The 25,195-nt window shown below is 63.5% G+C and carries 23 protein-coding genes (1 of these 23 running past the window's edge); 8 read left to right on the top strand and 15 right to left on the bottom strand.

Annotation, left to right across the window (positions count from 1 at the left end):
* The first annotated feature begins 5 nt into the window (after positions 1-5).
* A complete protein-coding gene (locus ACRWA7_RS09250) occupies positions 6-431 on the top strand; it encodes a flavodoxin family protein (protein ID WP_438392404.1) in 426 nt (141 codons plus the stop codon).
* 196 nt (positions 432-627) lie between these two features.
* Here ACRWA7_RS09250 and ACRWA7_RS09245 read toward each other — a convergent pair whose 3' ends face one another.
* The 12 genes from ACRWA7_RS09245 to atpD all read right to left on the bottom strand — a co-directional run bounded on the left by ACRWA7_RS09245 (position 628) and on the right by atpD (position 9,182).
* Positions 628-996, bottom strand: coding sequence for a DUF3564 family protein (locus tag ACRWA7_RS09245; protein WP_438392403.1), 369 nt, complete (start codon positions 994-996; stop codon positions 628-630).
* Positions 997-1,088: 92 nt separating this feature from the next.
* A complete protein-coding gene (locus ACRWA7_RS09240) occupies positions 1,089-1,502 on the bottom strand; it encodes a DUF3564 family protein (RefSeq protein ID WP_438392402.1) in 414 nt (137 codons plus the stop codon).
* A 220-nt stretch (positions 1,503-1,722) separates the two neighbouring features.
* Positions 1,723-2,445, bottom strand: coding sequence for a 3-oxoacyl-ACP reductase (locus ACRWA7_RS09235; RefSeq protein ID WP_438392401.1), 723 nt, complete (start codon positions 2,443-2,445; stop codon positions 1,723-1,725).
* 75 nt (positions 2,446-2,520) lie between these two features.
* On the bottom strand, positions 2,521-3,423 hold the full coding sequence (locus tag ACRWA7_RS09230) for a F0F1 ATP synthase subunit gamma (RefSeq protein ID WP_438392400.1): 903 nt from the start codon (positions 3,421-3,423) through the stop codon (positions 2,521-2,523).
* Complete coding sequence (locus tag ACRWA7_RS09225; RefSeq protein ID WP_438392399.1) at positions 3,420-4,979, bottom strand: F0F1 ATP synthase subunit alpha; 1,560 nt, start codon at positions 4,977-4,979, stop codon at positions 3,420-3,422. The genes ACRWA7_RS09230 and ACRWA7_RS09225 overlap by 4 nt, the downstream gene beginning before the upstream one ends.
* The gene (locus ACRWA7_RS09220; protein WP_438392398.1) at positions 4,960-5,709 is read right to left on the bottom strand and encodes a F0F1 ATP synthase subunit delta; all 750 of its coding nucleotides are present in this window, start codon (positions 5,707-5,709) and stop codon (positions 4,960-4,962) included. Before ACRWA7_RS09220 ends, ACRWA7_RS09225 begins: the two co-directional genes overlap by 20 nt.
* 13 nt (positions 5,710-5,722) lie before the next feature.
* Positions 5,723-5,971: a F0F1 ATP synthase subunit C gene (locus tag ACRWA7_RS09215; protein WP_060858574.1), complete on the bottom strand. Its 249-nt coding sequence runs from the start codon at positions 5,969-5,971 to the stop codon at positions 5,723-5,725.
* 5 nt (positions 5,972-5,976) lie between these two features.
* A complete protein-coding gene (locus tag ACRWA7_RS09210; RefSeq protein WP_438392397.1) occupies positions 5,977-6,675 on the bottom strand; it encodes a F0F1 ATP synthase subunit A in 699 nt (232 codons plus the stop codon).
* Entirely contained in the window at positions 6,672-6,962 is a 291-nt protein-coding gene (locus tag ACRWA7_RS09205) for an N-ATPase subunit AtpR (protein ID WP_438392396.1), read from the bottom strand. The genes ACRWA7_RS09210 and ACRWA7_RS09205 overlap by 4 nt, the downstream gene beginning before the upstream one ends.
* Positions 6,959-7,279, bottom strand: a complete 321-nt coding sequence (locus ACRWA7_RS09200; protein WP_438392395.1) for an AtpZ/AtpI family protein — start codon at positions 7,277-7,279, stop codon at positions 6,959-6,961. Before ACRWA7_RS09200 ends, ACRWA7_RS09205 begins: the two co-directional genes overlap by 4 nt.
* Positions 7,276-7,716: a F0F1 ATP synthase subunit epsilon gene (locus ACRWA7_RS09195; protein WP_438392394.1), complete on the bottom strand. Its 441-nt coding sequence runs from the start codon at positions 7,714-7,716 to the stop codon at positions 7,276-7,278. The genes ACRWA7_RS09200 and ACRWA7_RS09195 overlap by 4 nt, the downstream gene beginning before the upstream one ends.
* Positions 7,713-9,182 (bottom strand): F0F1 ATP synthase subunit beta, encoded by a 1,470-nt coding sequence (gene atpD, locus ACRWA7_RS09190; protein ID WP_438392730.1) that lies wholly within the window; start codon positions 9,180-9,182, stop codon positions 7,713-7,715. The genes ACRWA7_RS09195 and atpD overlap by 4 nt, the downstream gene beginning before the upstream one ends.
* A 264-nt stretch (positions 9,183-9,446) precedes the next feature.
* Between atpD and ACRWA7_RS09185 the strand changes: the two genes are divergently transcribed.
* Together ACRWA7_RS09185 and ACRWA7_RS09180 are read left to right on the top strand one after the other, a co-directional pair.
* Positions 9,447-10,487, top strand: a complete 1,041-nt coding sequence (locus ACRWA7_RS09185) for a zinc-dependent alcohol dehydrogenase family protein (RefSeq protein ID WP_438392393.1) — start codon at positions 9,447-9,449, stop codon at positions 10,485-10,487.
* A 13-nt stretch (positions 10,488-10,500) separates the two neighbouring features.
* On the top strand, positions 10,501-10,737 hold the full coding sequence (locus ACRWA7_RS09180) for a UDP-glucose 4-epimerase (RefSeq protein ID WP_438392392.1): 237 nt from the start codon (positions 10,501-10,503) through the stop codon (positions 10,735-10,737).
* Positions 10,738-10,809: 72 nt separating this feature from the next.
* On the opposite strand, the gene ACRWA7_RS09175 is transcribed toward ACRWA7_RS09180, so the two are convergent.
* Genes ACRWA7_RS09175 through ACRWA7_RS09165 form a run of 3 tightly spaced genes read right to left on the bottom strand, consistent with a single transcriptional unit; the run spans position 10,810 to position 15,405 of the window.
* Positions 10,810-12,225, bottom strand: coding sequence for an efflux transporter outer membrane subunit (locus ACRWA7_RS09175; protein ID WP_438392391.1), 1,416 nt, complete (start codon positions 12,223-12,225; stop codon positions 10,810-10,812).
* A 4-nt stretch (positions 12,226-12,229) separates the two neighbouring features.
* Positions 12,230-14,227: a MacB family efflux pump subunit gene (locus ACRWA7_RS09170; RefSeq protein WP_438392390.1), complete on the bottom strand. Its 1,998-nt coding sequence runs from the start codon at positions 14,225-14,227 to the stop codon at positions 12,230-12,232.
* Positions 14,221-15,405, bottom strand: a complete 1,185-nt coding sequence (locus ACRWA7_RS09165; RefSeq protein ID WP_438392389.1) for an efflux RND transporter periplasmic adaptor subunit — start codon at positions 15,403-15,405, stop codon at positions 14,221-14,223. Before ACRWA7_RS09165 ends, ACRWA7_RS09170 begins: the two co-directional genes overlap by 7 nt.
* 670 nt (positions 15,406-16,075) lie before the next feature.
* Here ACRWA7_RS09165 and ACRWA7_RS09160 point away from each other — a divergent pair.
* From ACRWA7_RS09160 to ACRWA7_RS09140, 5 genes are all read left to right on the top strand, one after another.
* On the top strand, positions 16,076-16,306 hold the full coding sequence (locus ACRWA7_RS09160; protein ID WP_438392388.1) for an MbtH family protein: 231 nt from the start codon (positions 16,076-16,078) through the stop codon (positions 16,304-16,306).
* Between the two features lies 1 nt (position 16,307).
* Complete coding sequence (locus tag ACRWA7_RS09155; protein WP_438392386.1) at positions 16,308-17,105, top strand: thioesterase II family protein; 798 nt, start codon at positions 16,308-16,310, stop codon at positions 17,103-17,105.
* A 30-nt stretch (positions 17,106-17,135) separates the two neighbouring features.
* On the top strand, positions 17,136-18,578 hold the full coding sequence (locus ACRWA7_RS09150) for a peptide synthetase (RefSeq protein ID WP_438392385.1): 1,443 nt from the start codon (positions 17,136-17,138) through the stop codon (positions 18,576-18,578).
* A gap of 203 nt (positions 18,579-18,781) precedes the next feature.
* Positions 18,782-19,693: a YqcI/YcgG family protein gene (locus ACRWA7_RS09145; RefSeq protein WP_438392384.1), complete on the top strand. Its 912-nt coding sequence runs from the start codon at positions 18,782-18,784 to the stop codon at positions 19,691-19,693.
* Between the two features lie 53 nt (positions 19,694-19,746).
* A protein-coding gene (locus ACRWA7_RS09140; RefSeq protein WP_438392383.1) for a non-ribosomal peptide synthase/polyketide synthase crosses the window boundary here: on the top strand, positions 19,747-25,195 show its 5' end (the start). The gene runs 20,573 nt beyond the window's last position; 5,449 of the gene's 26,022 nt are visible here — the first part of the coding sequence; its start codon is at positions 19,747-19,749; the stop codon falls past the right edge of the window.

Genomic DNA, 25,195 nt, shown 5'->3' with positions numbered 1-25,195 from the left:
TCACGATGTCGAATGCAAAAATCCTGGTGGTCTACTATTCCCGCACGGGCGTGACCGCGCAGATGGCAACCCGGCTTGCTGGCCGACTGGGCGCCGACATTGAGGAGATCGTTGATCGTACCGACCGTTCGGGCCCATCCGGATTTGTCCGGTCGATGATCGACGCGCTTGCGGAACGATCCATCCCGATCGGCGCGGCCGCGCACGACCCCGCATCCTATTCGATCGTGGTGATCGCCACGCCGGTCTGGGCACATCATGTGGCGGCACCTGTACGCACGTGGCTTGGCGCGTATCGGAATCGCCTGCACCGGGTCGCGTTTCTGTGCACGCTTGGAGGCAGCGGCGCCAATGCCGTATTCGAACAGATGGTTCGGCTGAGCGGCAAGTCGCCCGTCGCCCGTCGCCCGTTGCAAGATAGATGCTCATGACCTGAGGGATCATGCAAGTGTGCGCCTGCTCGATGTTTTCTGTGACCGGCTTAGCCGCAAGCTGGAGCACGTCAAGGAAATCGAATGGGCGTGTTGAAGGCCAGGATACGCCGCCGCGAAGCGGGCGATGCTGACACACGGCGCGCACCGTCCAGATCGGATTTCATTGCATTGCCCCCGGTCTGCCTCGATCGGTTCATCGCGGTTTGTTCGCGGCGCTCGATCCGAGTGGACCTTCACAGTCCTCGGTGAGTTCAACATGCCAATGGCCCGCGACTGGCTGGATACCAAGATCCGCGTACCACATCGCCGCACCGGTCTCGCCTTCGAACGGGCCGTGGGCGGAAGCTGTATCAAGGCCCTCGAGCACGCATAGATGCTGTGCGCCTGAAGGACCGCAAACCACGGTGCCATTCGGTCCCGCAATCAGAGAACCTTCGTGAGGAAGCGTCACGCCGCACTGGGACAACAAGACCCAGCGCCGGGTGTCCTTGTCGATCTCGAGGATGGCATAGCCGCAAGGAGAGACGCGGTCAAAGGTATCGATATGCATGGTGATACGCATGCTGACTCCCATCTGGGTTGATGCTTCGCCGATACGATTCTGAACTCAAGGTTCACAGCGGCAGCCGTCTTGCATCGATGCACGTCCAAGTCTTAACCAGCATCGTCCGCGAAATTGCTGTGTTCGGCCGTCGTCGTTTCTCGGTCGATAAAAAGAATCCTCCATTTGCCCACGGACGTTTTCGTTTCGTTGCATCCATGCAGCAATGCACGGCCTCTCGACCGGTCATGAGGTCCAGGCGGCTCGTTACAGTCGTGCGTGTGCGGCGACTTCGCAAGTTCGTCCAGGTCGAGCTGCTCCAGGGAGGCAATCAGATGCGGGGCAGTTTCCGATTGGTCGCACAACCTCGTTTCACCAGTGGCCGGTACCACGATTCCCCATTTCGGAAGGTCGAGCAGTTCATGGCTTTCACGCGACCAGCGCAGCATCGCCGTGTCGAGCCAAACGGAGGCGAACGCAGCCTCGCCGACGTCTTTGAACGAATTCAGTTCGATGGTCAAGCGCATGGAACCTCCTCTAAAGCTTTGCCGATGGAGCATTCACCGCCACGCAGCGCGCAGCGTGTTTTTATGCTGCGCCAGCGGCGCGGCCCCCAGTTGATCTGCATCAAGCGTTGTCAATCGCGCGGCCGCGCTCGCCACGATCCTCATGACGAAATAGCGAAAATCCTGCGCCGCGCACCCGCGGGTTTCGCCCACATCCTCGGAACGCAACTCAAGCCCTATCTCAGGCCATATATTTTCCGCCGTTGATGGAAAGCGTGGCCCCGTTGATAAACGAAGAATCGTCGGCCACAAGGAAGAGCACGCCTCGGGCGATCTCTTCCGGGCTGGCGAGCCTCTTCGCAGGAACATTTTCGACAATACTCCGCAGCGTCTCGTCGGGCAGACGGTTCACCATTCCCGTGTCGGTGTACCCCGGCGCTATCACGTTGGCGGTGATGCCGCGCGAGGCGCCTTCTAGTGCAAGCGCCTTCGTGAATCCGATAATTCCCGCCTTTGCCGCTGCATAGTTGGTCTGCCCGAACTGTCCGGAAAGGGCGTTGACGGAACTGATGTTCACGATCCGGCCAAAGCGTCGTTCGCGCATGCTCGATATGACGGCGCGGCACGCGTTAAAGCAGCCGCCAAGGTCTACGTCGATAACACTTCTCCATTGATCGAGCGTCATCTTGTGCAGCATGCTGTCCCGGGTGATGCCGGCGTTGTTGACCAGTATCTCGATTGGACCCGATGTCGCGACGATCCCGCCTATGGCGGCCTGCGTGGCCTCGAAGTCGGCCACGTTCCAGTTGAATACGGGGATTGCCGTCTTCGCATGAAACTCCTCTGCTTCGGCGTCGTTGCCAAAGTAGCTGACGATCACGGCATAACCCGCGTCTTTTAACGATACGGCGGTGGCCGATCCGATTCCACTGACTCCGCCGGTCACAAGTGCTGTTCTGGGCATGGCGTTCTCCGTTGAGGAAAAACAATCAGGAATGTTAAATGTGCCGGGTACGACAATCGGCACCCTTGATCCATATCATTCGCCGCGCATTGTTTTCTTTCCGCGGCCGGGCGAAGGCGTGCCCACCGCAAGACTTCCCGCCGACAGTTCGACGATTTCCGAGGTGATTTCGTCCTGCCGCAGACGGCGGAAATCGCCCGTCAACGTGGTGAGCGTGTCATGGACGTTTTCACTCGCGGCAGCCATCGCGCGCATGCGTGCTTCGTTTTCAGCGGCGAACGAAAGCATGATTGCTTCGCAAAGCTGTGCGAAGACGTACTCTTCCGCAAGCTGCGCCAGGAGCCGCTGGGGCGTCACGGCAAGGAGCGGGGACTCATCCGCGGATGCCTTCGAGAAAGCGCTGTAATCGAACGGCAGCAGCATGCGCTCGGCAATCCCGGAAGCCGGGTTTGGCATCGCGTGAATCAACACCACGCTGGCGATGTTCCCGTCATGCAGACGTTCGTACAACGCGTCGCTTACGCGATCCGCGAGTAGCGGAACTTCGCCCGCGTGCGTGACCATGGAAGCAGACCAGCCGACTGACAATCCGCGTTCAGCCGCGATCACCGCGCCTCGATCTCCAACCACAAAATACTCTGCCCGCGTAGCCGGAAGCGCGGCCGTTTCCGGCTTGGCCGCCGTGTCGATCAGCCGCTCGTTGAAGGTTCCGACAAACCCCTGTTCCGCGCACAGCACAATTAAAAGAGCCACATCCCCGCGCGTCCCGCCGGGTTCGGCATAGGTATGATTTTCAGTGAGGCGCCGCGCCGCGCCAATCGCCGCACCGACCATTTGCGCACATGCCCGGATCCCGGCCAGATGATCGCGGGCTTCGCGAGAACGCGCCGCCGCAATGCCGCGCATGGCGCCGACCACCGACTCCAGACTCTGGACGCTCGCGATTCGCGCCTGGACCTGACTGAGTTTGTCGGTCATGTCGAGGCAGCTTGCGGGGCAAATTCCGACGCAACCCGCGTCGCAAGACTGCGCACGGCATCGACAAGCGCCACGAGCACACCCGCTTCGAGCTTGCCGTTCGCGGCCAGTTGCGCGATTGCGGGCGCCGCGCCGTTGCCATCGAGATGCGCGGCGAGAGACGCCCGAACAGCCGTTACGGTGGATGCGGGCAATGCGTCGAATACGCCGTCGGCGAGGGCGGCCAGAAGCGCGATTTCATCGATGGGACGCAAGGGCGTGACGCGCGGTTGCGTAATCAGCGCGCGGATGCGTTCGCCGCGCACGAGTTGCGCTTTCACGCGCGGCTCCATCACGCCGCCGAAGCGGGTGAACATCTCCAGTTCCAGGAACTGCGAGTAATCGAGCCGCAACCGGCCGGAGACGTCGCGTAATGCCGGCAACTGCGCCTTGCCGCCCACCCGGCTGACGCTCATTCCAACATCGACGGCCGGCCGCTGGTTGGCTGCAAACAGCGCCGAGTCGAGCACGATCTGGCCGTCGGTGATCGAGATCAGGTTGGTCGGGATATACGCCGAGAGATTGCCCGCATCGGTTTCCGCAATCGGCAGTGCCGTGAGCGAGCCGCCGCCTGCTGGAGCGGACAGCTTTGCCGCCCGCTCCAGCAGGCGCGCGTGCAAATAGAAGATGTCGCCGGGATAAGCCTCGCGGCCCGGCGGCTCGCGCGTCAGCAGCGCAAGTTCGCGATGCGTCGTCGCGTGCTTGCTCAGGTCGTCGATCACAATGAGCGCGTGCTCGCCACGGTCGCGGAAATACTCGGCAATGGAGAAACCGGCGAATGGAGCGGCCCATTGCAGGCCTGGAGGCGTCGCGGCGGGAGCAACCACGAACACGCAGCGCTCGGGCGCGCCGTGGCGGCGCACGGTATCGATTACGCGCTGTATGGCCGTTGCCCGCTGACCGATCGCCACGTACACGCAGATCATGTCGGAGTGCTTCTGGTTGACGATCGCGTCGACCGCCACGGAGGTCTTGCCGGTAGCCCGGTCGCCAATGATCAGCTCGCGCTGGCCCCGGCCAACTGCGAACAGCGCATCGATCAGCAGAATGCCCGTGGCGACCGGTTGCGTCACAAGATCCCGGTCGATGATCGCCGGCGCGGGCCGCTCGATAGGCAGGTGCGTGGCCGCTTGCACCGGCTCGCCGCGGTCAAGCGGCCTGCCGAGCGGATCGACCACGCGGCCGAGCAGGCCGGGACCGACCGGCACTTCCAGGACCTGTCCTGTTCCTGCGACGCGCGAGCCCGCTGAAATGGCGTCGCCTTCGTCAAGCAGCACCGCGCCGATGGCGTCGGCGTCGAGCGTGAGCGCGAAGCCCAGACGGCCGCCCTCGAAGCGCAGCAGTTCGTTAAGGCGGACGTCGGGCAGACCGGAGACCGAAGCAATGCCATCGGACACGCGCTCTACGCGCCCAAGCGACTCGGTCTGCGCGGCGAACCGCGTGCGCGAAACAATGGCGCGGCGTTCGGCGAGCCAGCCGGGGGCCGATGTGTCGGGGTCAGGTCGCGTGGGCGTCATGAGCCATGAATTCCAGTTTGAGACGGGCGAGGTCGTGCCTGAAGCTGTTTCGCACTGTGGTGTGCGCGGCGTCCAGTTCGAGTCCGGCGATCACGCCGGGCTCGACCGTCACAAGCACATTCAGGTCGCGGCCAAGCGCGCGGGAAAACGCCCGATGGCAGGCCGAGAGTTCCTCCTCGGTCAGCGGGCGCGGCGCGAGCAGGCGGGGCGGCGAGTCATTGGCGGTCAATTCGCTGCGCGCCGATTCCGGCAGTTTTTCCAGTTCGGCCGCCAGTCCATCGATAAAACCCGTGATCCGCGCTTCAGCAGGCAGGCGGTCCAGCAAACGCGAAGTGATATCCAGCGCGAGTTGCGTCGCCCTGTCCGAGTTGGCGGCGGCGGCCTGGGCGCGGCCGGCTTCGAGCGCGGCGGTTCCGGACTCGCGTATCTGCTCGGCTTCGGCGCGTGCGGCGCCTTCCAGCGTGGCCTTGACTTGGGCGGCTTCGGCCGCCGCCGCTTCCATCAGGCGGCCGCGCTCGGTGGCGAACTGGGCGTTTTTCTCCACCAGCTTCTTTTGTTCGTCGAGCGCGGCGGTCTTGGCGGCGCTTGCATCGTCCAGCAGGGCGGCAGCCACGCGCTGGCGCTCGGCCACGATTTTCGACACCGGACGAAACAGAAAGTGCGCAAGCAGCCAGACGAGCACCAGCACGTTGATGGTCTGAAAACCAAGCGTCCACCAGTCGATATGCATGATGGTTTCTGCTTCACTTCACAAACGGATTGGCGAACAGCAGCAGCAGCGCGATGACGAGGCAGTAGATCGCCATTGTCTCGATCATCGCGAGGCCTACAAAAAGCGTCCGCGATATCGTGCCCGCCGATTCCGGCTGGCGCGCGAGCGCGTCCATGGCGGCGGCAACCGCGCGGCCTTCGGCAAGCGCGGGTCCTATTGCGCCGAAAGACACGGCCAGCGCGGCTGCCAGAATACTCACGATCTGAATCAGGTTGTTCATGGTGTTTATTGCGGGCCGGTTTGCGTGGTTGAAGGAGTGGGAGCGTTTTCAAGCACCGCCGCGCCGATGAACACCATCGCGAGCACGGTGAAGATGTAGGCCTGTACCGCGCCCGTAAGCAGATCGAGCGCCATAAGCGGGATAGGCACCAGCAATCCCGCGAGGGACAGCACGATGCCGACCACGAATACGCCGCTCATTACGTTGCCGAACAGACGCACCAGCAGCGAGAAAGTCCGCGTGATCTGCTCGACGAGATTCAGCGGAATCATGATCCAGGTAGGCTCGGCAAACGTTGCGAGATAACGGCCCAGACCGCGGGTGCGAATGCCGTGGAAGATCGTCGCGCAAAAGACGATCAAGGCCAGCGCGGCGTCGGTTTCAATGTGCGCGGTCGGCGGCTCGACGCCGGGAACGAGCGACGACGCATTGCTCACGAGAATGAATAGGAACAGCGTACCAACCAGCGCGCGATACCGCTGCGGATCGGCTTGCATCGTGTCGCGGATTTGCTGGTCGATCGTGCCTACGATCAATTCGAGTACGGTCTGCACCTTCGACGGCACGAGCGTCAGGCGGCGTGTGAAACAGGCAGCACCCGCCCACAGCAGCGCCATGATGATCCACGTCGTCACGACCGGCTGCGAGACCGCCACGGGTCCAATATGAAACAGCGCGAGGGTTTCAAGCGGCGAGCTGGTCACGGCGACACTCCCGATGTGCGCTTCACTTGCCGGAGCACGGCAAGGCGGGCAGGCAGCAGCGCGAGCGCACCCGACAGCAACGCCCACGGCCCGAGCCTCGTCAGAAGGAAAAACACGCCTGCAACGCATGCAAGGCGCACGAGCTGCACCATGAACGCTTTAACCGGCGCGCCGCCTGTCATCAGGCGCACGTTGCCGCGCAAGCTCCAGAAATGAACCCATCCATACACGAGACCGATACCCAGGCCCGCCGGGATTTGCATGCTCAGTGTTGAATACGGCGTCATGATCCGTCGTCCTTGAGTGTCTGCCGATGCATCCATCTCCATGCGCACCACAATCCAATGCCCGCGCCCACCATCAGTAGCGGTGCCGCGAAGAACACGCCGGTATGAAAGCGCCGGTCGAGCCAGTGGCCAAGCGTGAGCCCAAGCAGCGTCGGCACGACGATCAACCAGCCGAGCACTCCTATCTGCCCGAGCCGGCTTCCAAGCGATGGTTCCGGCGTTTCTCGCGCGCGCCGCTCCGATTCCATGGCTTCGCGGACCGCGCTGGTGATGCCGTCTGGGTCGCTGCCGTGATCCTGGCGCAAGCGCTCCGTCATGACGTGTTCCCTCCATGACGGGCAGGCTCAGTGGAAGGGCGCAGATAATGCAGCAACTGGCGCACGGCTTGGGCGTGCAGCCGGGTTTCATCGACACGGGCTCGCCGCACGGCATCGAGCTGCTCTGCGCGCGTTGTTCGAACCTGCGCCTCCAGCAGTTCGAGCGAGTCTCCGAGCACGCCTTCGCGGCACGCGATCGTCACGTCGTGCCCGGCGGATACGCGCAGCACGCCCTTCTTGATCGCACAAAAATGTGAAACGCCGTCCGCGGCATGCCAGCGCAGCACGCAGGGAATAAGCACCGTCAGGAACGCCGCGTGACCCGGAAGGATGCCGAAACTGCCGGTTTCGTCCTCGGCGCGTAGCGCGACGACCTGCGTGCTGTCGAACAGCACGCTCGCGGGCGTGGCAATGCTCAGGTGCAGGGTCGCGCTCATGACTTGCCCGCAGCGGATGCGGCTTGTCCCTTCGCGGCTGCGGCTTCATGCGCGCGTGCCTCGTCGAGCGAACCGATCATGTAGAGCGCGCTTTCCGGCCAGTCGTCGCACTCGCCGGCAAGGATCGCGCGGCAACCGGCAATGGTGTCGGCAATGGGCACCGAGCGCCCCGGCACGCCAGTGAACGCCTCCGTCACGGCGAACGGCTGGGTGAGGAACCGCTGCAGCCGCCGCGCGCGCCCGACAATGCGGCGGTCATCGACACCGAGTTCCTCCACGCCCAGGAGCGAGATGACATCCTGCAATTCGCGATAATGCTCGATCGCCTTGCGCACTTCGATAGCGACCGCGGCATGTTCCTCGCCCACAAAATCGGGATCGAGCAGGATCGAGGCCGATGCGATCGGATCGATGGCCGGGTACATGCCTTCGGCCGCCATCGATCGCGACAGGACCACCATGCTGTCCACATGCGCCGCGATCGTCGTCACGGCGGGATCGGTGAAATCGTCCGCCGGCACGTAGACCGCTTCGATTGCCGTGACCGACACACCTTCAACCGACACAATGCGCTCCTGCAGCGCGGCGACCTCGGACGCAAGCGTGGGCTGATAACCGACCCGCGAGGGCAGGCGTCCGAGCAGGCCCGACACTTCGGCGCCCGCCTGGACGAACCGGAACACGTTGTCCATCAGGAGCAGGACGTTCTGGCGGCGTTCGTCGCGAAAATATTCCGCGATGGTGAGCGCGGTCAGCGGCACGCGCCAGCGCGCGCCGGGCGGCTCGTTCATCTGCCCATACACCAGCACGGTACGCGGCAAGACTCCTGAACCGCGCATGTCGAGCAGCGTCTCGTGGCCTTCGCGCGAACGCTCGCCCACGCCCGCGAAAACCGAGATGCCTTCGTAGCGCGTGACCATCGCGTGAATCAACTCCATCACGAGCACGGTCTTGCCGACGCCTGCGCCACCGAACGTTGCCGCCTTGCCGCCTTGTGCAAGCGGCGTCAGCAGGTCGATGACCTTGATGCCCGTCCAGAATATTTCCGTCGATGCGCTTTGCGACGCGAACGACGGCGGCAGGCGATGAATCGGACGCCGGGGCACGTCGCTCGCGAAAGGTGCTCCGCCATCGCCCGGCGTGCCGGTGACATCGACGAGACGACCGAGCAGCGCTTCTCCAACCGGGACCTGTATCGGACCGCCCGATGCGAGGACCGGCGTGCCGCGCCGCAGCCCGTTCGTGGCTTGCAGCGCGAGCGCGCGCACCGTGTATTCGTCCAGATGCGCCTGGACCTCGGCTGTGACCGGTGGCCCCTGGTCCGCGAGAATCGTCAGGGATTCGTCGATAAGCGGCAGGTCGCCATGCTCGAACACGACGTCCACGATCGCGCCTCTCACCGCGATTACACGCGCGCTGGATTCCGGGCCGCGCGTGTCTGGCGCAGCCTCGGGCGACGTTTCGATTCGAGTGCCTTCGCGGCGAATATCCAAGTTCGCTCCTTTCATTCGTCATGCAAGCAGCCACGCTTCCCCGCGAAATACTGAGTGTGCTGCTTGAACGACTATGAAGCGTCCGGCGAATGAAACGTTGATGCAAGTCAATTGGAGCGGCCCAACGCATGCAGGGCTACGCCGTATCGATTACTTGATTCAGGTCAACCGGAAGACCGCTTGCGCGCATAGAGTTTGGCTTGGACGCACCGTTCACTCACCCTCAGGAGCCTGACGATGAAAGCACTCGTGTACCACGGAGCCGGCAAGAAATCGCTGGACGAGCGGCCTGTGCCGAAACTCGTTTCAGCAACCGACGCCATTGTCAAAGTCACTCATACGACGATTTGCGGCACCGACCTTCATATCCTCAAGGGCGATGTTCCGACCTGCGAACCCGGCCGGATTCTCGGGCACGAGGGCGTGGGCGTGATCGAGGAAGTCGGCGCCGCGGTATCGACGTTCAAACCGGGCGATCACGTGCTCATTTCATGCATTACGTCGTGTGGCAAATGCGAATATTGCCGCCGCGGCATGTATTCGCATTGCACGACCGGTGGCTGGATACTCGGGAACCGGATCGACGGCACACAGGCCGAATATGTGCGGATACCGCACGCCGAGACGAGCCTGTACCCCATTCCCGCCGACGCCGATGAAGAAGCCCTCGTCATGCTCTCCGACATTCTTCCTACCGGCTTCGAGTGCGGCGTGCTCAACGGGCGGGTGCAGCCGGGCAGCACGGTGGCTATCGTGGGGTCGGGTCCTATCGGGCTCGCCGCATTGCTGACCGCGCAGTTCTACACGCCCGCGCAGATCATCATGATCGATCGCGATGCGAACCGGCTTGAGATTGCGCGGACCTTCGGCGCGACTGCGTGCGTGGATATCAGCCAGGAAGACGCGGTAGAGCAGATCATGAAGTTGACCGAAGGCGTGGGCGTGGACTGCGCAATCGAAGCGGTCGGCGTGCCCGCCAGCTTCGAAATGTGCGAAGCGATCATCGCGCCCGGCGGCACGATCGCCAACGTGGGCGTGCATGGCGTAAAAGCCGACCTGCATCTGGAGCGCCTGTGGGATCGCAACATATCGATCACGACGCGGCTGGTGGACACCGTCAGCACGCCGATGCTGCTCAAGACCGTGCGTGCCGGCAAGCTGGAAGCCAACAAGCTGATCACGCACCGTTTCAGTCTCAACGACATGCTGAAGGCCTACGAAACGTTCGGTCAAGCCGCCGATACCCATGCGTTGAAGGTCGTCATCAACGCGGTATGAGGCGAGCGGCAACATGACACTCAAAGGTCAGGTCAGCGGAGAGGGCTGGAGCGTCTCGGTGGATACGGTCACCATCGCGGATGGTTTTTCGTGCGACGTCCAGGTTGAGCATGGCGGCGCGAGCGGCGAGTTCAAGCATCGGTTTCGCCATTGGCAAACCTTCAAGAGCGAACGCGAGGCGGTGCTCGACGGCCTGCGCGAAGGCATGGTATGGCTCGCCCTGAAGCAGGCTCAAACCATTCATTTGTGATCGATTCGTGGGCGAGGGCCGCCGCCATGTTCAAGGCGAACAAGGGCGTCGCCGATGACCCGCCGCACAGGATCACCGACGCGAGATCTGGCTCACCCCATGAGCCGCGTCCACGCCATCGCCATCCCGCCAGCCTCCGCCAAGCGTCCGATACAGCGACACAGCCGCTTGCAGTTGCCCGAGCCGGACCTGTACCGCGTCATCCTCGGCGGCATAGATGGTTTGCTGTGCATTGAGCACGACCAGCAGCGTCTCCGAGCCCGCGCGATAGCGGCTTTGCGCGAGCGCGAACGCACGCCGTGCTTCTGCGAGCGCTTCGTCCTGCGCGGCCCGCTGCGCGTTCGCGCCGGCCACTGCGTTGAGCGCACGCTCGACATCGGCGAATGATGCAACGATCGCCTGGCGGTATCGCGCCAGCAATTCTTCCTTTTGCCCGATAGCCAGATCGCGACCCGCCGCAAGAGAACCCGCGTTGAAGACCGGCGCGGCGAGCCCTGCTGCAATGCCGTACAACGAATGATCGAAAAGTCCGCTGAGCCGGTCGCTGCCCGAGCCGATGGAACCGGTCAGCGTGACGCTTGGCAGCATTGCGGCGCGGGCAGCTGCGACATTGGCGTTCGCGGCTTCGAGCTGCGCCTCAGCCGAAGCGATATCGGGGCGCCGGGTCAACAACGCCGACGGAACGCCTGCATCGATACGCGGTATCTGCAAATTGTCGAGCGATGTAGTCGCGAGTTCAAAACCCGACGGCGGCACGCCTAGCAACACGGCAAGCGTCGCCTCGCTGTCGTTGGCCGCCTGACGCAGCAACGCAACGTTACGGCGCTGAGTTGCAACCAGACCGCGCTGCTGCGCCAGATCGAGCGGGGTTGCGGCACCCGCGCGGAACTGCGACTCTATGGTGGCCAGCACCCGCTGCGCTGCCGCCAGATTCTGCTGCGCGATCGTGCTGCGTTCGCGCAGCGCCACGGTTTGCAACCACGTGTTCGCGACATCCGACGTGACGCTCAAGACGACCGTATCGCGATCGAAAACCGAAGCACGCAGATTCGCCGATGCAGCGTCGCGAAGGGCGTGGTTGCGTCCCCAGAAGTCGAGTTCGAAACTCGCGGCGAGACCAAGGTCGAAGCCTGTACCTTGCTGCCCCGTATTGTTGACGAGCAATCCGCCTTGACGGCTGGCATCGGCGAAACCGGTGACGGTCGGCAGCAGCGCCGCACCTGCAATCCGCGCCGACGCCCGGGCTTGCTCGACCCGCGCGATCGCGGCCGCGACGTCGAAACTGCCGGCTGCCGCGCGTGTGACGAGCGTATCGAGTTCCGGATTGCCGAAGCTGCGCCACCAGTCGGCCTTGACCTCATCGCGATGGACAGGCCCCGATGCATAGCGCCATGCGTCAGGAGGAACCACGCTTGACGTCTGCCGGGGCGGTGTTGAACCGCAACCCGACAACACCAGCAACGCGCCGAGGATAGCCCAGTTTTTCATGACGTCATTCGCTCGCCAGCGCGACGACCGGATCAAGCCGCGCCGCCTTGCGCGCCGGCATGAAGCCGAACACGAGGCCGGTCAGCAACGCGCAGGCGAAAGCGCCAGCAATGGCCCGAACCGAGAAGATGGCGGCCACGTCCGCTGCAATCAGCGCGGCGCCGATCAGCAAGCCGGCGGCCACGCCCAGCACGCCGCCAATTCCGGACACGAGCGTTGCTTCGGTCAGGAACTGCCGCAAGATATCGCGTTGCCGCGCGCCTGTCGCCATGCGGATACCAATCTCGCGCGTGCGTTCCCTGACCGTCATGAGCATGATGTTCATGACGCCGATACCGCCCACGAGCAGCGATATGGCGGCGATGAGCCCAAGCATGACCGTGAGCGTATTCTGCGTTTCCGTCTGCGCCTTGACCGAAGCCGCCCGGTTGTAGACCTGGAAGTCGCGGATATGGTGGCTAGCCGCGAGGACATCGCCAATCTGCTTTGCGGTTTCATCGGCGAGATCGAGCCGGTCTATGAGCACGGATATCCACGACAGATTGGTCGTGCCCACCACGCGCCGGCTGCCCGTGGAGAAAGGCGTGAGCACGACGTTGTCGTCGTCCGCGTCTCCGGATGTCGCCCCTTTTTCCTCCAGTTCGCCAATGACTTCGAAAGGCACGTTGTTCACGAGCACATAGTGGCCAACGGGGTCCGCATCGCCAAACAGCTTTTCGCTGACGCGCTTGCCAAGCAGCACAACGGCAGCGAGATCGCGTTCATCGTCGGCGCTGAAGAACGTTCCGCGGCTCGGCTTCCAGTTCAGTACGCGCGATGCCTCGTCGGTGACGGACCACAGCGTGGTCTGAACATCGACATTGCTGTACCGGAGCGTCACATGTCCTTGCAGAAAGGGCATCGCGGCCGTGACGTTGGGCACTTCGCGCACTTGCTGCGCGTCCGCCGTAGACAGCGTGCCGCCCGGTCCCCGCGTGTTGTCGCCGCCCGGCGTCACATACAGGCGGTTGGTGCCGAAGCTCGCCATCTTTGCAATGACTTCGCGCTCCGTGCCCGCTCCAATGGCGAGCATGACGATCACCGACGCCACGCCGATAATGATTCCAAGCAGCGTCAGCAGGGTACGAAAACGGTTGATCCACAGCACGCGCCACGCGGCGCGCAATGCCTCGCGCGAGTCGGTGAAGAGCGACGCCGTGTGCGCGACGCCTTCAGCCATGGATGCAATGAACGCGGCTGCATCCAGCGACGCGGGCGCTGTGGTGCGTGAGCCAGCGCCCAAGCCTGCAGCTACGCCCGAGTCACTGACAATTTCACCGTCGCGGATTTCGATCACACGATGCGCGCATGCGGCGACCTCGCGATCATGCGTGATGAGGATGACCGTATGCCCGGCCGCGGCCAGTTCCTGCAGCAGCGCCATGACTTCCGCGCCACTGCGGGAATCGAGTGCGCCCGTGGGTTCATCGGCGAGCAGGATGTGGCCGCCGTTCATCAACGCACGGCCTATCGATACCCGTTGCTGCTGTCCGCCGGACAATTGCCCGGGCCGATGATCGAGCCGTCCTGCAAGCCCGAGCCGGCTCAGCAATGCGACGGAGCGTTCGGCGCGTTCCTGCGTTGGGACACCTGAATAGATGGCAGGAATCTCGACGTTTTCACGCGCCGTTTCTGTCGCGATCAGGTGATATCCCTGGAACACGAAGCCAAACGCTTCGCGCCGCAACCACGCGAGTTCGTCGGCGTTGAAGTTCGCGATGTCCTTGCCGGCGAAGCGGTATTCGCCTGCGCTTGGTCTGTCGAGGCAGCCGAGAATATGCATCAGCGTCGACTTTCCGGAACCCGATGCGCCGACAATCGCAACGAATTCTCCGGCCGCGATCTGCAGGCTTACGCCGCGCAGCACATCAACCGAAGGCGCTGCCGTGCCGCCATCGACAGCCGCGCGGCCGCCATACGACTTCCAGATGGCGCGCAACTCGATCAGCGGCGCGGCTACCACTGGAATCTCCCGTCGGCGGCGTGAACGCGGCTGATGCTCGTGACGAGGCGCTCGCCAGCGCTCAGTCCCGACAGCACCTCGGCGCTCAGGCGATCGCGTACGCCCGTGTGGACCGTGCGCGAAACGATCTTTCCATCGACCAGGACCTGGGCTTTGAAAAGGTCAGGATGACTATCGACTGGCGTCATGGCAGGCAGCGGCGCGACCAGCACGTCCTTCGCATTCGCGACCACGAAGAACACCTGCGCGCTCATTTGCGGCAAGAGTTGCGCATTGTCGTTCTTTACATCGAACAACACGGTGTACAGCACGACCTTGCCCGCGCTCGATGCGTTGGCCGAGGGGCTTTGCTGGCCGTCCGCAGGCACGGCGGGATTGGGCGGGGCGGGAAGGATCTGCCGGACCGTGGCGTTCCAATGGCGTTCGCTTGCGCCCAGCGTCGTGAAATAAACCGGCATGCCGGCCTTCACGCGCGGCACGTCGGCTTCGGACACCTGGGTCCACACCGTCATGGTCGAGAGATCGGCAATCCGCATGATGGTCGGCGTCTGGTACGTCGCGTTGAGCGTCTGTCCCTCGCGGGCGTCGAGCGTGACGACCGTGCCGGACATCGGTGCATAAATGCGTGTGTAGCCCAGTTGCGCTTCGTCGCCCTTGAGCGTGGATTGGGCGCCGTCAATTTGCGCCCGCAGGTTTTCAATCGACGCACGCGCCGAAAGAAGCGCGGCGTAGGCGCTCTGCAGGTCTTCGTCGCGCGTCGATCCTTCCAGCGACATGCGCCGCTGCCGGTCGTATTGCTGCTGAGCAAGCGCATATTGCGCCTGCTGCCCGGTCAATTGGGCGCGCAGGCTCAGCAGCGAGGAGCGGTCCACGTCGACCTTGGCTTGCTGCACGCTCGGATCGATCTCGACCAGCAACTGGCCCCTGGTCACTATATCGCCGGGACGCACATGAATGCGCCGGATTTCTCCCGACGCCTGCGCGCCGACGTCCACATAGCTGTGCGGTTGCAGCGTGCCGAGTGCGGCAACGCTGGCCTCAATGTCGGCCCGGTGGATCGTGACCGTATCGACACGCTCGATCGTGCGGAAAAACGCCGCCCACACGATCAAGGCGAACAGTAGAAGCAAAGTAACGACTACAGCAGAGCGGCGGTGTCTTCCGAAAATTCTTGTCATCGCAACGTTTGAGGTGAGCTACGAGCGGCGGCAAAAACAGCGCGGCGCAGTGGCACGGTGCTTCAGTGCGGACGGTGGACAGGGCTTGCGCTGCAACGCGGGCATGACAGCGGTCCACTCATTGAATCAGGTAAAGAGCGGATTCCGCCAAGCGCTCTGAACGAATCATCAAATCGCGCGCTAGCCGGTTTGTCGGTTATCACGCGATGGTTTATCAGCCAACCTATTCAATCTCCATCGCTACGCGTCGGTAACGCGCTCGTCATGTTCGTTTTCTACTATCGGTCAACACAACACGGCTTTTCGTCACCCGCGTAGAAGTATAAACGATTCTCATTTACGCGATAGCTCGATTCGTCGCATCAATGACGCGGGAGTCCGGTGGAAAGCCTTTGTGGGCTTGCTTGTGAGACGTCTTTCAACGATGCCAATACCCGCGGAAGGGTTATGTGACGGGCATCTGACGGATTGGCAATCAGGTGGCGCTGTTCCGTAAAAACCTTGACAAGTTGAATCGCAACGCCTAACTTCCTGCCCCAGATAGTAATAATTCTCATTCATCAAAAATGAATGACCTTATTCGCTGCTGTGATATTGGGCGAATCAAGCCGCATCACTCTGGCGCATTGCGCGCCCGATTTTCATCCGGTTTTCTTGGGAGAGGTGAACGATGAGCTGGGACGACGACAACGCCGAGTTTGAAGTAGTACTAAATCATGAAGAGCAGTATTCGATCTGGCCAAGCTACAAGGCGATTCCCGGTGGCTGGCGTGCGGCCGGCAAGAAGGGGAACAAGGCGGAGTGCCTTGCCTACATCGAAGAGCATTGGACCGACATGCGGCCGCTGAGCCTTCGCCAGGCAATGGACGCTGACAACGCGGCATCGCCGCGGCTGCATTGAAATGAACCGGCATCGCGCATCCGGCGCGGATCAGGGCAGGGATCCGCGCGCGCAGCTAAACCTCGTTTGCCTGCCGTATGCGGGCGGCAGCGCGGCGGTTTATCGCGAGTGGACGGCGCGCCTGCCGGACTGGATCAATCTGGTCACCCCGCATTTGCCGGGGCGCGGCATCAGGAATCAGGCGGCGCCGGTGCATCGCTGGGATGCCTTACTCGATCTGCTTGTAGACGATATGCAACCGCTGCTCGAGCAACCGTTTGCGATCTTCGGTCATAGCATGGGTGCGCTCATTGGCATTGAACTCGCGCACGCGCTGCGAACGCGACATGGCGTGGAGCCGGTCTGGTTCGGCGCGTCGGCATGCACCGCGCCTTCGCAGCGCGTGCGGGAATTGCATTGGCTTAGCTGTCCTGAAGACACGTTCCTGGCCGAGGTTCGTGCGCTCAACGGCATGCCCGAGGAGTTGCTCGCGAATCGCGATTTCATGGAGCTAGTGCTGCCGGTGCTGCGCGCGGATTTTCACTTGTGCGGTTCGTACGAATACCCGGCGCGCGTGCCGTTGCGTTGTCCGCTGCTCGCGATCCAGGGCACGACGGACAAGATCAGCCAGAAGCCATTGAACGTTTCCGCGTGGTCGCGGGAAACCACCGGGCCGTTTCTCTTGCGATCGATCGAGGCGGGGCATTTTTTCATCAACACGCAACGTGAAGCGGTGATCGATCTGGTCATCGGCAGCCTTTATGACGTGGTGAGTTCGAAGCGCATGCCAGCTCCCGCGAAACAGCAACTCGCCGTGTAATCCGGCACCGGTTTAAAGGAGGTTTATCTCGTGGACAAGTCGCCCTTGCTATTCGATTTCTCGCCTTATCTCGAGCAGAGGGAAGAGGTGCTTCCCCTGATCCGGCAATTCGCCGCGCACGATGGTTTTCGCAGCGCCGTGGTCGAGGAACTCGAACTCGATGAAGATTTTTACCGCCGTCCGCTGCGGCCCGAAGACCTCGAATTCCTGCAGTTCAAGAAACCGGTGCGCGCGGAAACAGTGAGCCGTTTGCCGGCGCTTGCGTCGCAGCGCATGCTGCTGAGCCTGAACGAGGCCGGCGTGGCGCGTATGCCGCGCGCGGCGACCGCCGAGGAATTCGCGCGTTTCGATGCGTTCTATGGCGAACGCAATCAGGTGCTGGGCGCACGCATCCGGAATTACCTCGAACACTATGCGTTCGCGTTCCTTGGCAACGAGGCGTCTGGGCGTGACGACATTGCTGCTTACGTCGCCAGCCTCGCCACGTTGATCGCCGACGAAAAAGCATTCTGGAACGAGATGTTCGCGCTGCTGGTGCGCAACGACTATCTGGTGGAAGGATTGCGCTTCATCATGATCCAGCGATGGAGCCTCGCGCCTTCGCGCAGGATGGCTGTGTCGCGTGCGGCAGCGTCGGGTTACTTCGACGCTGTCGAGCAAGCAGACGAGCCGGCGCTCTCGCATCCATCCGACGACGCATTGCTCGCGCGAGTCGCGCAATTCGTCGGGCTGACGCGGCGCGAACATTCCTACTGGCAGTTCTATCTGCCGACCAGTCTGGCGAAATGCAACCTGCTGTATGCGCTTGCCGCGCGTCCGGATCGCGCGTTTGCGCTGCTCGGCGCAGCATACGCGACCGAGGCGGAATCGATCGCCTTTGCCGAAGCGCTGGCCGAAGCCTGTCCGCATCTGGTCGCAAAGGGCGAGAGCGTCACAAGCGGACAAGAGCGTGCGTGTCAACTCAGCGCGCGTTTCGAACGCGCGCTCGGGCAGGTTCAGGATCAATACGGATCGCACGGGCTGTATCGCGTCGGTCAGGGCTGGGGCGCCGGCGTCAAGCTTGCCGCACGCGCACGCTGGGATCTCGGGGAGCAACTGAGCTGGCTCTCCGCTATCGATAGCTACGTCGCGCATGCGAAGCACGTCGAAGGGCGCATCGAGGCGGAATGCCCGGGGATCGACCGCGAGACTTTTGTGGAGCCGCGCGAGATGTGTTCGACAACGCATGTACACAACGATCACCGGCTGGTCGTGATCGAGTCGGGCGACATGATCTTCTGGGGCAACCTCGGCATGCAGCACAAGATGAAGCAGGGCGACAGCGTGCTGATTCCCGATGGCCGGCTGCACGGCTCCACGGTTGTATCGGAGGAATGCACTTATCACCAGCCGATCATTCCCAACGAATGGATCGAGGCCCTGCAGGCATCATCCACCGATTCCCGAACGTCCGCCACAGTGGTTGCGTCTTGATCTGGACACTCGCGCGGGGGGCGTGGCCGCCCGCAACCCGCCTGCGCTAACGGCCATCATACCTTGCATGCAATCGAAATTCCCTGCTTGATTAGCATGCCGAATTTATCCATGTGCGTCAGTTCCGGGGCCTGCGCGCCTGCGGTGCGACGCCTCGACCCCGGCCGGCCTTGCCCGGCACACGCAGTCCGATGGAGAAGTCCATGCAGCCCGATCTCCCCGATGCCCAGGCCGCACCGAGTACCTGGCAATCCCGCGTCATCCTTGGCGACCAGGTTGGCGGTGTCGACCTGCCTGCCTGGCTGCCGGCGCGCTACGAGACCTTGCGCAGCCACGTGATGCATCCAGACTATCCGTGCTTCTTCGGCACTATTGCCGAACGGCGTGGCGAGATGTTCTATAGCTTCGTCAACGGCCGCGACGAGCGCCAGCTTGCGGCCACCATGACGACGTTTTCGCGGCTGGCGTCACGGCCCGAGTTCCGCCGCAACAACATTGCGATCTTCTACGAGTCCGACGCCGAGCCGCTCACGCACGACGCTTATCACGACCGCTTCTGGGCGACGCTGCAACATCTGCACGACGTCGATCCGGACCCCGCCGCCGACGATCAGCCGCCGCCGTCCGACGAAACCTGGGAGTTTTCGTTCGGCGGCATTCAGATGTTCGTGGTCTGCGCATGCCCGTCTTTTGCGCGGCGCCACAGCCGCAATCTCGGGCCCGGCATGGTGCTGCTGTTCCAGCCGCGCGCGGTGTTTGTCGACACCATCACCAACAAGGTGATCGGACGGCAGGCGCGCAATCAGGTCCGCGAGCGGCTGCGCAAGTGGGACGACGTGCCGCCGCATCCGGACCTCGGGTTCTATGGCGACGCGGGCAATCTCGAATGGAAGCAGTACTTTCTCGCCGACGCCAGCCAGCCCGCCGCCGATCAATGCCCGTTCCTGAAACGCCAGCGCCGCGAGCCCGCGCGCGCGCAGACGGGCGGGGAAGCGGTTACGGCATCCGTCGCGCACGGTGCGCCGCAGGGGCCGCGAGCCGGCGAGCGCGGCCACAAACCGGCGCATTCCGCCGTGCTTGTCGTGCGCGACTATTCCGATCGCGGACGCGATTGATTTTGCCGATGCCTCAAGGCATGGCGCCAAAGTACTGATCGATAGGCATACCGATGTTCCAAACTCCGAATCACATGGCCGAGCGCCTGCAGGTACTCGCGCATTCACGTCCTGACGATGTCGCGCTGATCTGCGTCGACGAAAACGGCGACACGCCGTATTGCTACCGCGAACTCGACCGGCGCGCTCACGCGATCGCCGCGCGGCTAGGCGCAGGCGTTCACAAGGGCGCGCGCGCGTTGCTGCTGATGGACAGCGGAGTTGACTACTTCACCGCGTTTTTCGGTTGCCTTTATGCCGGCGTGCTGGCCGTGCCCGCGTTTCCGCCAGATCGCGCACGCGAACACTATGCATCGCGGCTGCGCCTCATCCTGGAAGATGCCGAAGCCGATTTCGTGCTCGTGACCGCCGCCTTCGAGGACAAGGTGCGCGTGCTGCTCGAGGGCATGCCTTCGCGACCGCAGATCGTCGTGGTCGACTCTGGCCTGCGCTACGAGGGCGACGTCGTGATCGCACTAGACGATGACGACATTGCCTTCCTGCAATACACATCGGGGTCGACCTCGAACCCGAAAGGCGTGATGGTCACGCACGGCAACCTCATCGCCAACGAAATCGCGATTCGCGAGCTGCTGGGCGTGGGCGCGGACGACGTGTTCGTGAGCTGGCTGCCGCTGCCGCATGACATGGGCATGATCGGCACGCTGCTGCAACCGGTCTTCAGCGGCATTCCGCTCGTGCTGATGTCGCCCAATCATTTTCTTGAGCAACCCGCGCGATGGCTCGCCGCGATCAGCCGTCATCGCGGCACGATTTCCGGCGGTCCCGACTTCTCGTTCCGGCTGTGCAGCGAGCGTATCCGCGACGCGCAACTGCGCGACATCGATCTGTCGAGCTGGCGCGTGGCGTTCTCCGGTTCCGAACCGGTGCGCTTCGACACACTGTCGGGTTTCGTCGAGCGCTTTGCACCCTATGGTTTCGATGCGGGCGCGGTCTACCCGTGCTACGGCCTAGCCGAAGCAACGCTGATGGTGAGCGGCGGCGACCGTGGGCGCGGTCTGGTGTCTACGGCGGACACCGATGCTGCCGACAGCGGCAAGCGGCTGGTCGGGTGCGGTCACGCGCCTTCATCGCACGAACTTCGCATCGTTGCGCCAGCAGACGGCACGCTGGTTGTCGGAGGGGGGACCGGCGAGATATGGGTGAGCGGCCCGAGCATTGCGAGCGGTTACTGGCGCAATCCGGCAGCAACCGATGCCGCGTTTGTCGAGCGTTTTGGGCGGCGCTGGCTGCGCACCGGCGACCTTGGCTTGATCATCGACGGCGAGTTGTATGTCACGGGACGCGTGAAGGACATGATCATCGTGCGCGGCCTGAATGTTTATCCGCAGGATATCGAGCAGCGCGTGGAGGCCGAACTCGATCTCGTGCGAAAGGGCCGCGTGGCGGCGTTCTCAGTTGAGATCGACGGCCGCGAGGGAATTGGCATCGCGGCTGAAATTGCTATCCGCACCCAAGCGCTCGTGCCGCCGCAGGCAATCATCGATGAACTCGATTCGCTGGTGTCGCCCATGTACGGCGAGGCGCTGGCGGTCGTCGTCCTGCTCAATCCGGGCGCGCTGCCCAAGACGTCGAGCGGCAAGCTGCAACGCGCGGCTGTGCGGCGCGGCTGGCAGGAGGGAATGCTGGACGCCTGGGCGACCTGGTCGCAAGGCATACTAACTAAAACAGGGAAGACGTTGCGGTCCGATGCCGTGGAACCGGTGAAATCATCGGCTCTCGCGACCGACACCGAGCGCGCCCTCGCAGCGATATGGACAGACGTTCTCGGCTGCACCGTGACCACGCGCGACGCGCAATTCTTCCGGCTCGGCGGCAATTCGATCCAGGCCGTGCGCGCGGTGGCGTGCATCGGCGAAACGCTGGCGCCCGCTTATGGCGTGGGCGATCTGTTCGAAGCGCCGCGTCTTGCAGAGGCGGCCGCGCGCATCGACGGGATGCGCGGCGACAATCGTCCGAACGCCGTGGAGCCGCTCGCCGTCCAACGGCAACCCGCCTTCGATACCACCTCGCCGCTGACCCATGCGCAAAGGCGGCTTTGGACACTGTGGCGTCTCGATCCGAAAGACACCGCCTATCACGTGGCTGGCACGCTCACGCTCGACGGCGCGCTCGATTCCGCCGCGCTTGCGCATGGCCTTGCTGCGCTCGTCGCACGCCATCCGGCGCTGCGCACGCGGTTCGCGGAAGACGCCAACGGAGAGCCTGTCCAGATTATCGATGCGGATGTTTCCATCGAAATGGTGCGGCGCGATCTGCGCGACGCCGCTGACATAGAGGCCGCAGCGAATGACGAAGCGCGCCGTTTCGCCGGCACGCTGTTCGACCTTCAGCGCGGCCCGCTGCTGCGCGCGGCGCTTCTCACACTCGGCGATACGCGCTATCAACTCGTGCTGGCGCTGCATCACATTGTCTGCGACGCATGGTCGATGCAGCGGTTAGTCGATGAACTCGGCGAGTTGTATCGGGCGTGGCTTGCGCAGCGTGCACCCGCGTTACCCGAAATAACGCTGCGCCACACCGATTACGCGGCCTGGCAGCGCGCATGGTTGCAAACCGCGGAACACGCCGCGCAACTCGACTATTGGCGCGCCGCGCTCGGCACCGAACCAGCGCCCGCATTGACGACTGATCGTCCGCGCCGCGTGCATGGCGCGCGCACGGCGGCGCATCATCGCATCGACTTGCCGTCCGGCCTCGACGCTGCTATCCGCAACGCGGCCTCCGCGCATGGCGTCACGCCTTCCATGTTGCTGCTCACCGCACTCGGTTTGCTGCTGCGTGCCCATACTGGCGGCGACGACGTGCGCGTCGGCATTCCGGTGGCGAACCGTCATCATCGTGGCACCGGCGATATCTTCGGCTTCTTTGTCAACACGCTCGTGATGCGTATGACGTTCGACGACGCCGCGCCGCTCGCCGATGCGCTGCGCCGCGTTCGCAGCACGGCGACCGAGGCTCAGGCACGCCAGGACCTGCCGTTCGACGTGCTGCTCGACGCCTTGCGGCCAAGCCGTTCACTCGATGAAACACCGCTGTTTCAGGTGATGTTCAATCACGTGCATGGCGACGCCGCCTCGCTCAACGACTGGCCCGGTCTGAGCGCGCGCGCCGATATGCTGCCATCCGCCACGGCGCAATTCGATCTCACGCTTGACGTGCAGGAATCGCGATTGCGCGGTTTCGACGTGCGCTTCATCTACGCCGATGCATTGTTCGACGCCGCGACGGTCGCACGTTTCGGCATGCATCTGGTCGCATGGCTGACAGCGCTTTCGGGCGATGCAGGGCGTGCCCCTCGCGATGTCGCAATGCTCGCGCAAGCGGAGCGCGCCACGCTGCTCGGATGGAGCGCGCAGCAAGCGCACTTCGATGGCGGCCTGCCGCTGCATCGCCGATTCGAAGCACACGCGGCTCGCGATCCGGAAGCCGTTGCGCTCGTGCATGAAGGTACGCAAATCAGCTACGGCGAACTCAACGCACGCGCCAACCAGCTTGCGAGCACGTTGATTGCACGCGGCGTAACCGCCGAAACGCGCGTTGGCCTCGCGGTCGAGCGCTCGCCCGAACTGGTGATTGGCGCGCTCGCAATCCTCAAGGCCGGCGGTGCGTACGTACCGCTCGACCCGCGTTATCCCGCCGAGCGCCTCGCGTTTCTGATGGCCGACAGCGGCATGACGCTGCTGCTTACGCAATCCGGCTTGCGCGATACATTGCCGGTGCCGGCCGCCGTTGCAGTGCTCGATATCGATGCGCCACTCCATGCGGACTCAAGCAGCGCCAATCCCGATGTCACGGTGAAGGCCGCCAATCTCGCCTACGTGATCTACACGTCGGGATCGACCGGTCAGCCCAAGGGCGCATTGATCACGCACGCCAACGTCGGCCGCCTGCTCGATGCAACCGCGTCCGATTTCAAGTTCGGCGCCCACGACACCTGGACGCTGTTCCACTCGTACGCGTTCGATTTCTCGGTCTGGGAGATGTTCGGCGCGCTGTGCTCCGGCGGCCGGCTGGTCGTCGTGCCGTATCTCGTGAGCCGCGCGCCCGCCGAGTTCCTGGCGTTGCTGCGCCGCGAGCGAGTGAGCGTGCTCAATCAGACGCCATCGGCGTTCCGGCAGCTATCGCAGGAACCCGCATTGTTCAGCGCCGATGACCTCGCGCTGCGCGTGGTCGTATTCGGCGGCGAAGCGCTGGAGCCGGCGACACTGCGGCCGTGGTTCTCGCACTTCGGCGACGAGACACCGCGCATGGTCAACATGTACGGCATCACTGAAACCACCGTGCATGTGACGTATCGACGGATCACGCACGCTGACATGGATAACGATCGCAGCCCGGTAGGGCGGCAGATCGCCGACCTCGGCCTGTATGTGCTCGATGCGCATGGCGAACTCGCGCCCATCGGCGTGACCGGCGAACTGCACGTGGCAGGCGCGGGCCTCGCACGCGGTTATCTCGGCCGCGCGGCGCTCACGGCCAGCCGCTTCGTGCCCAATCCTTTCGCTCATGACGGCAGCCGTTTGTACCGCACGGGCGACCTGGCGCGCTGGCGAGCCGATGGTGAACTCGATTACTTCGGGCGCATCGATCATCAGGTGAAGATTCGCGGGCATCGTATCGAGCTTGGCGAGATCGAAGCGCAATTGCTCGCGCAGCCTGGCGTGCGCGAGGCCGTGGCGACGGTTCACGAAAGTGACGCGGGCTCGCGCCTGGTCGCGCATGTCAGCGGTGACGCGCAGCCATCGGCATTGCGCGCGGCCTTGTTGCGTTCCATGCCCGACTACATGGTGCCGGGCGCTATCGTGCGTATGGTCGCGTTGCCGCTCACCGCTCACGGGAAGATCGACAAGCGCGCGCTGCCCGCGCCGGTATTCGAAGCCGAGACCTACGAAGCGCCGCTCGACGGCATGGAGGCCCATCTCGCGACGATCTGGCGCGATGCGCTTTCAGCAACGCGCGTGGGCCGTCACGATAATTTCTTCTCGCTTGGCGGCGATTCGATTCTCACTCTCAAGGTAGCCGCGCGCGCCTCGCGCGAAGGACTCGCGCTCGCGCCGCGGCAGTTGTTCGAGCATCAGACGATTGCCTCGCTTGCAGAGGCGCTTGCGGACGGCGATGCAGTGAATTCGCCAGCGCTTATTGCACTTCCAGCTCGCGATCATTTGCCGCTCTCGCATGCGCAGCAGCGGCTGTGGTTCCTGTGGAACCTGCAGCCCGAGAGCACCGCGTATCACATTGCCGGTGGATTGCGGCTCAAGGGTTCACTCGATATTGCCGCGCTGCGCGCCGCGTTCGACGCCATCGTTGCGCGCCATGAGGCGCTGCGCACCACGTTCCGCAGAACGGAAGACGGCACGGCCGAGCAGGTCATCCACGCTCGGCTGGCTTATGGTTTTCGCGAATTCGAAGCGGCGTCCATTGAAGAAGCACACACCTTCG

The organism is Caballeronia sp. DA-9 (genome assembly GCF_051615025.1).
Lineage (GTDB): Bacteria > Pseudomonadota > Gammaproteobacteria > Burkholderiales > Burkholderiaceae > Caballeronia > Caballeronia sordidicola.
The sequence above is the reverse complement of the archived record's forward strand: the minus strand, read 5'-3'. Positions and strand labels throughout refer to the sequence as shown.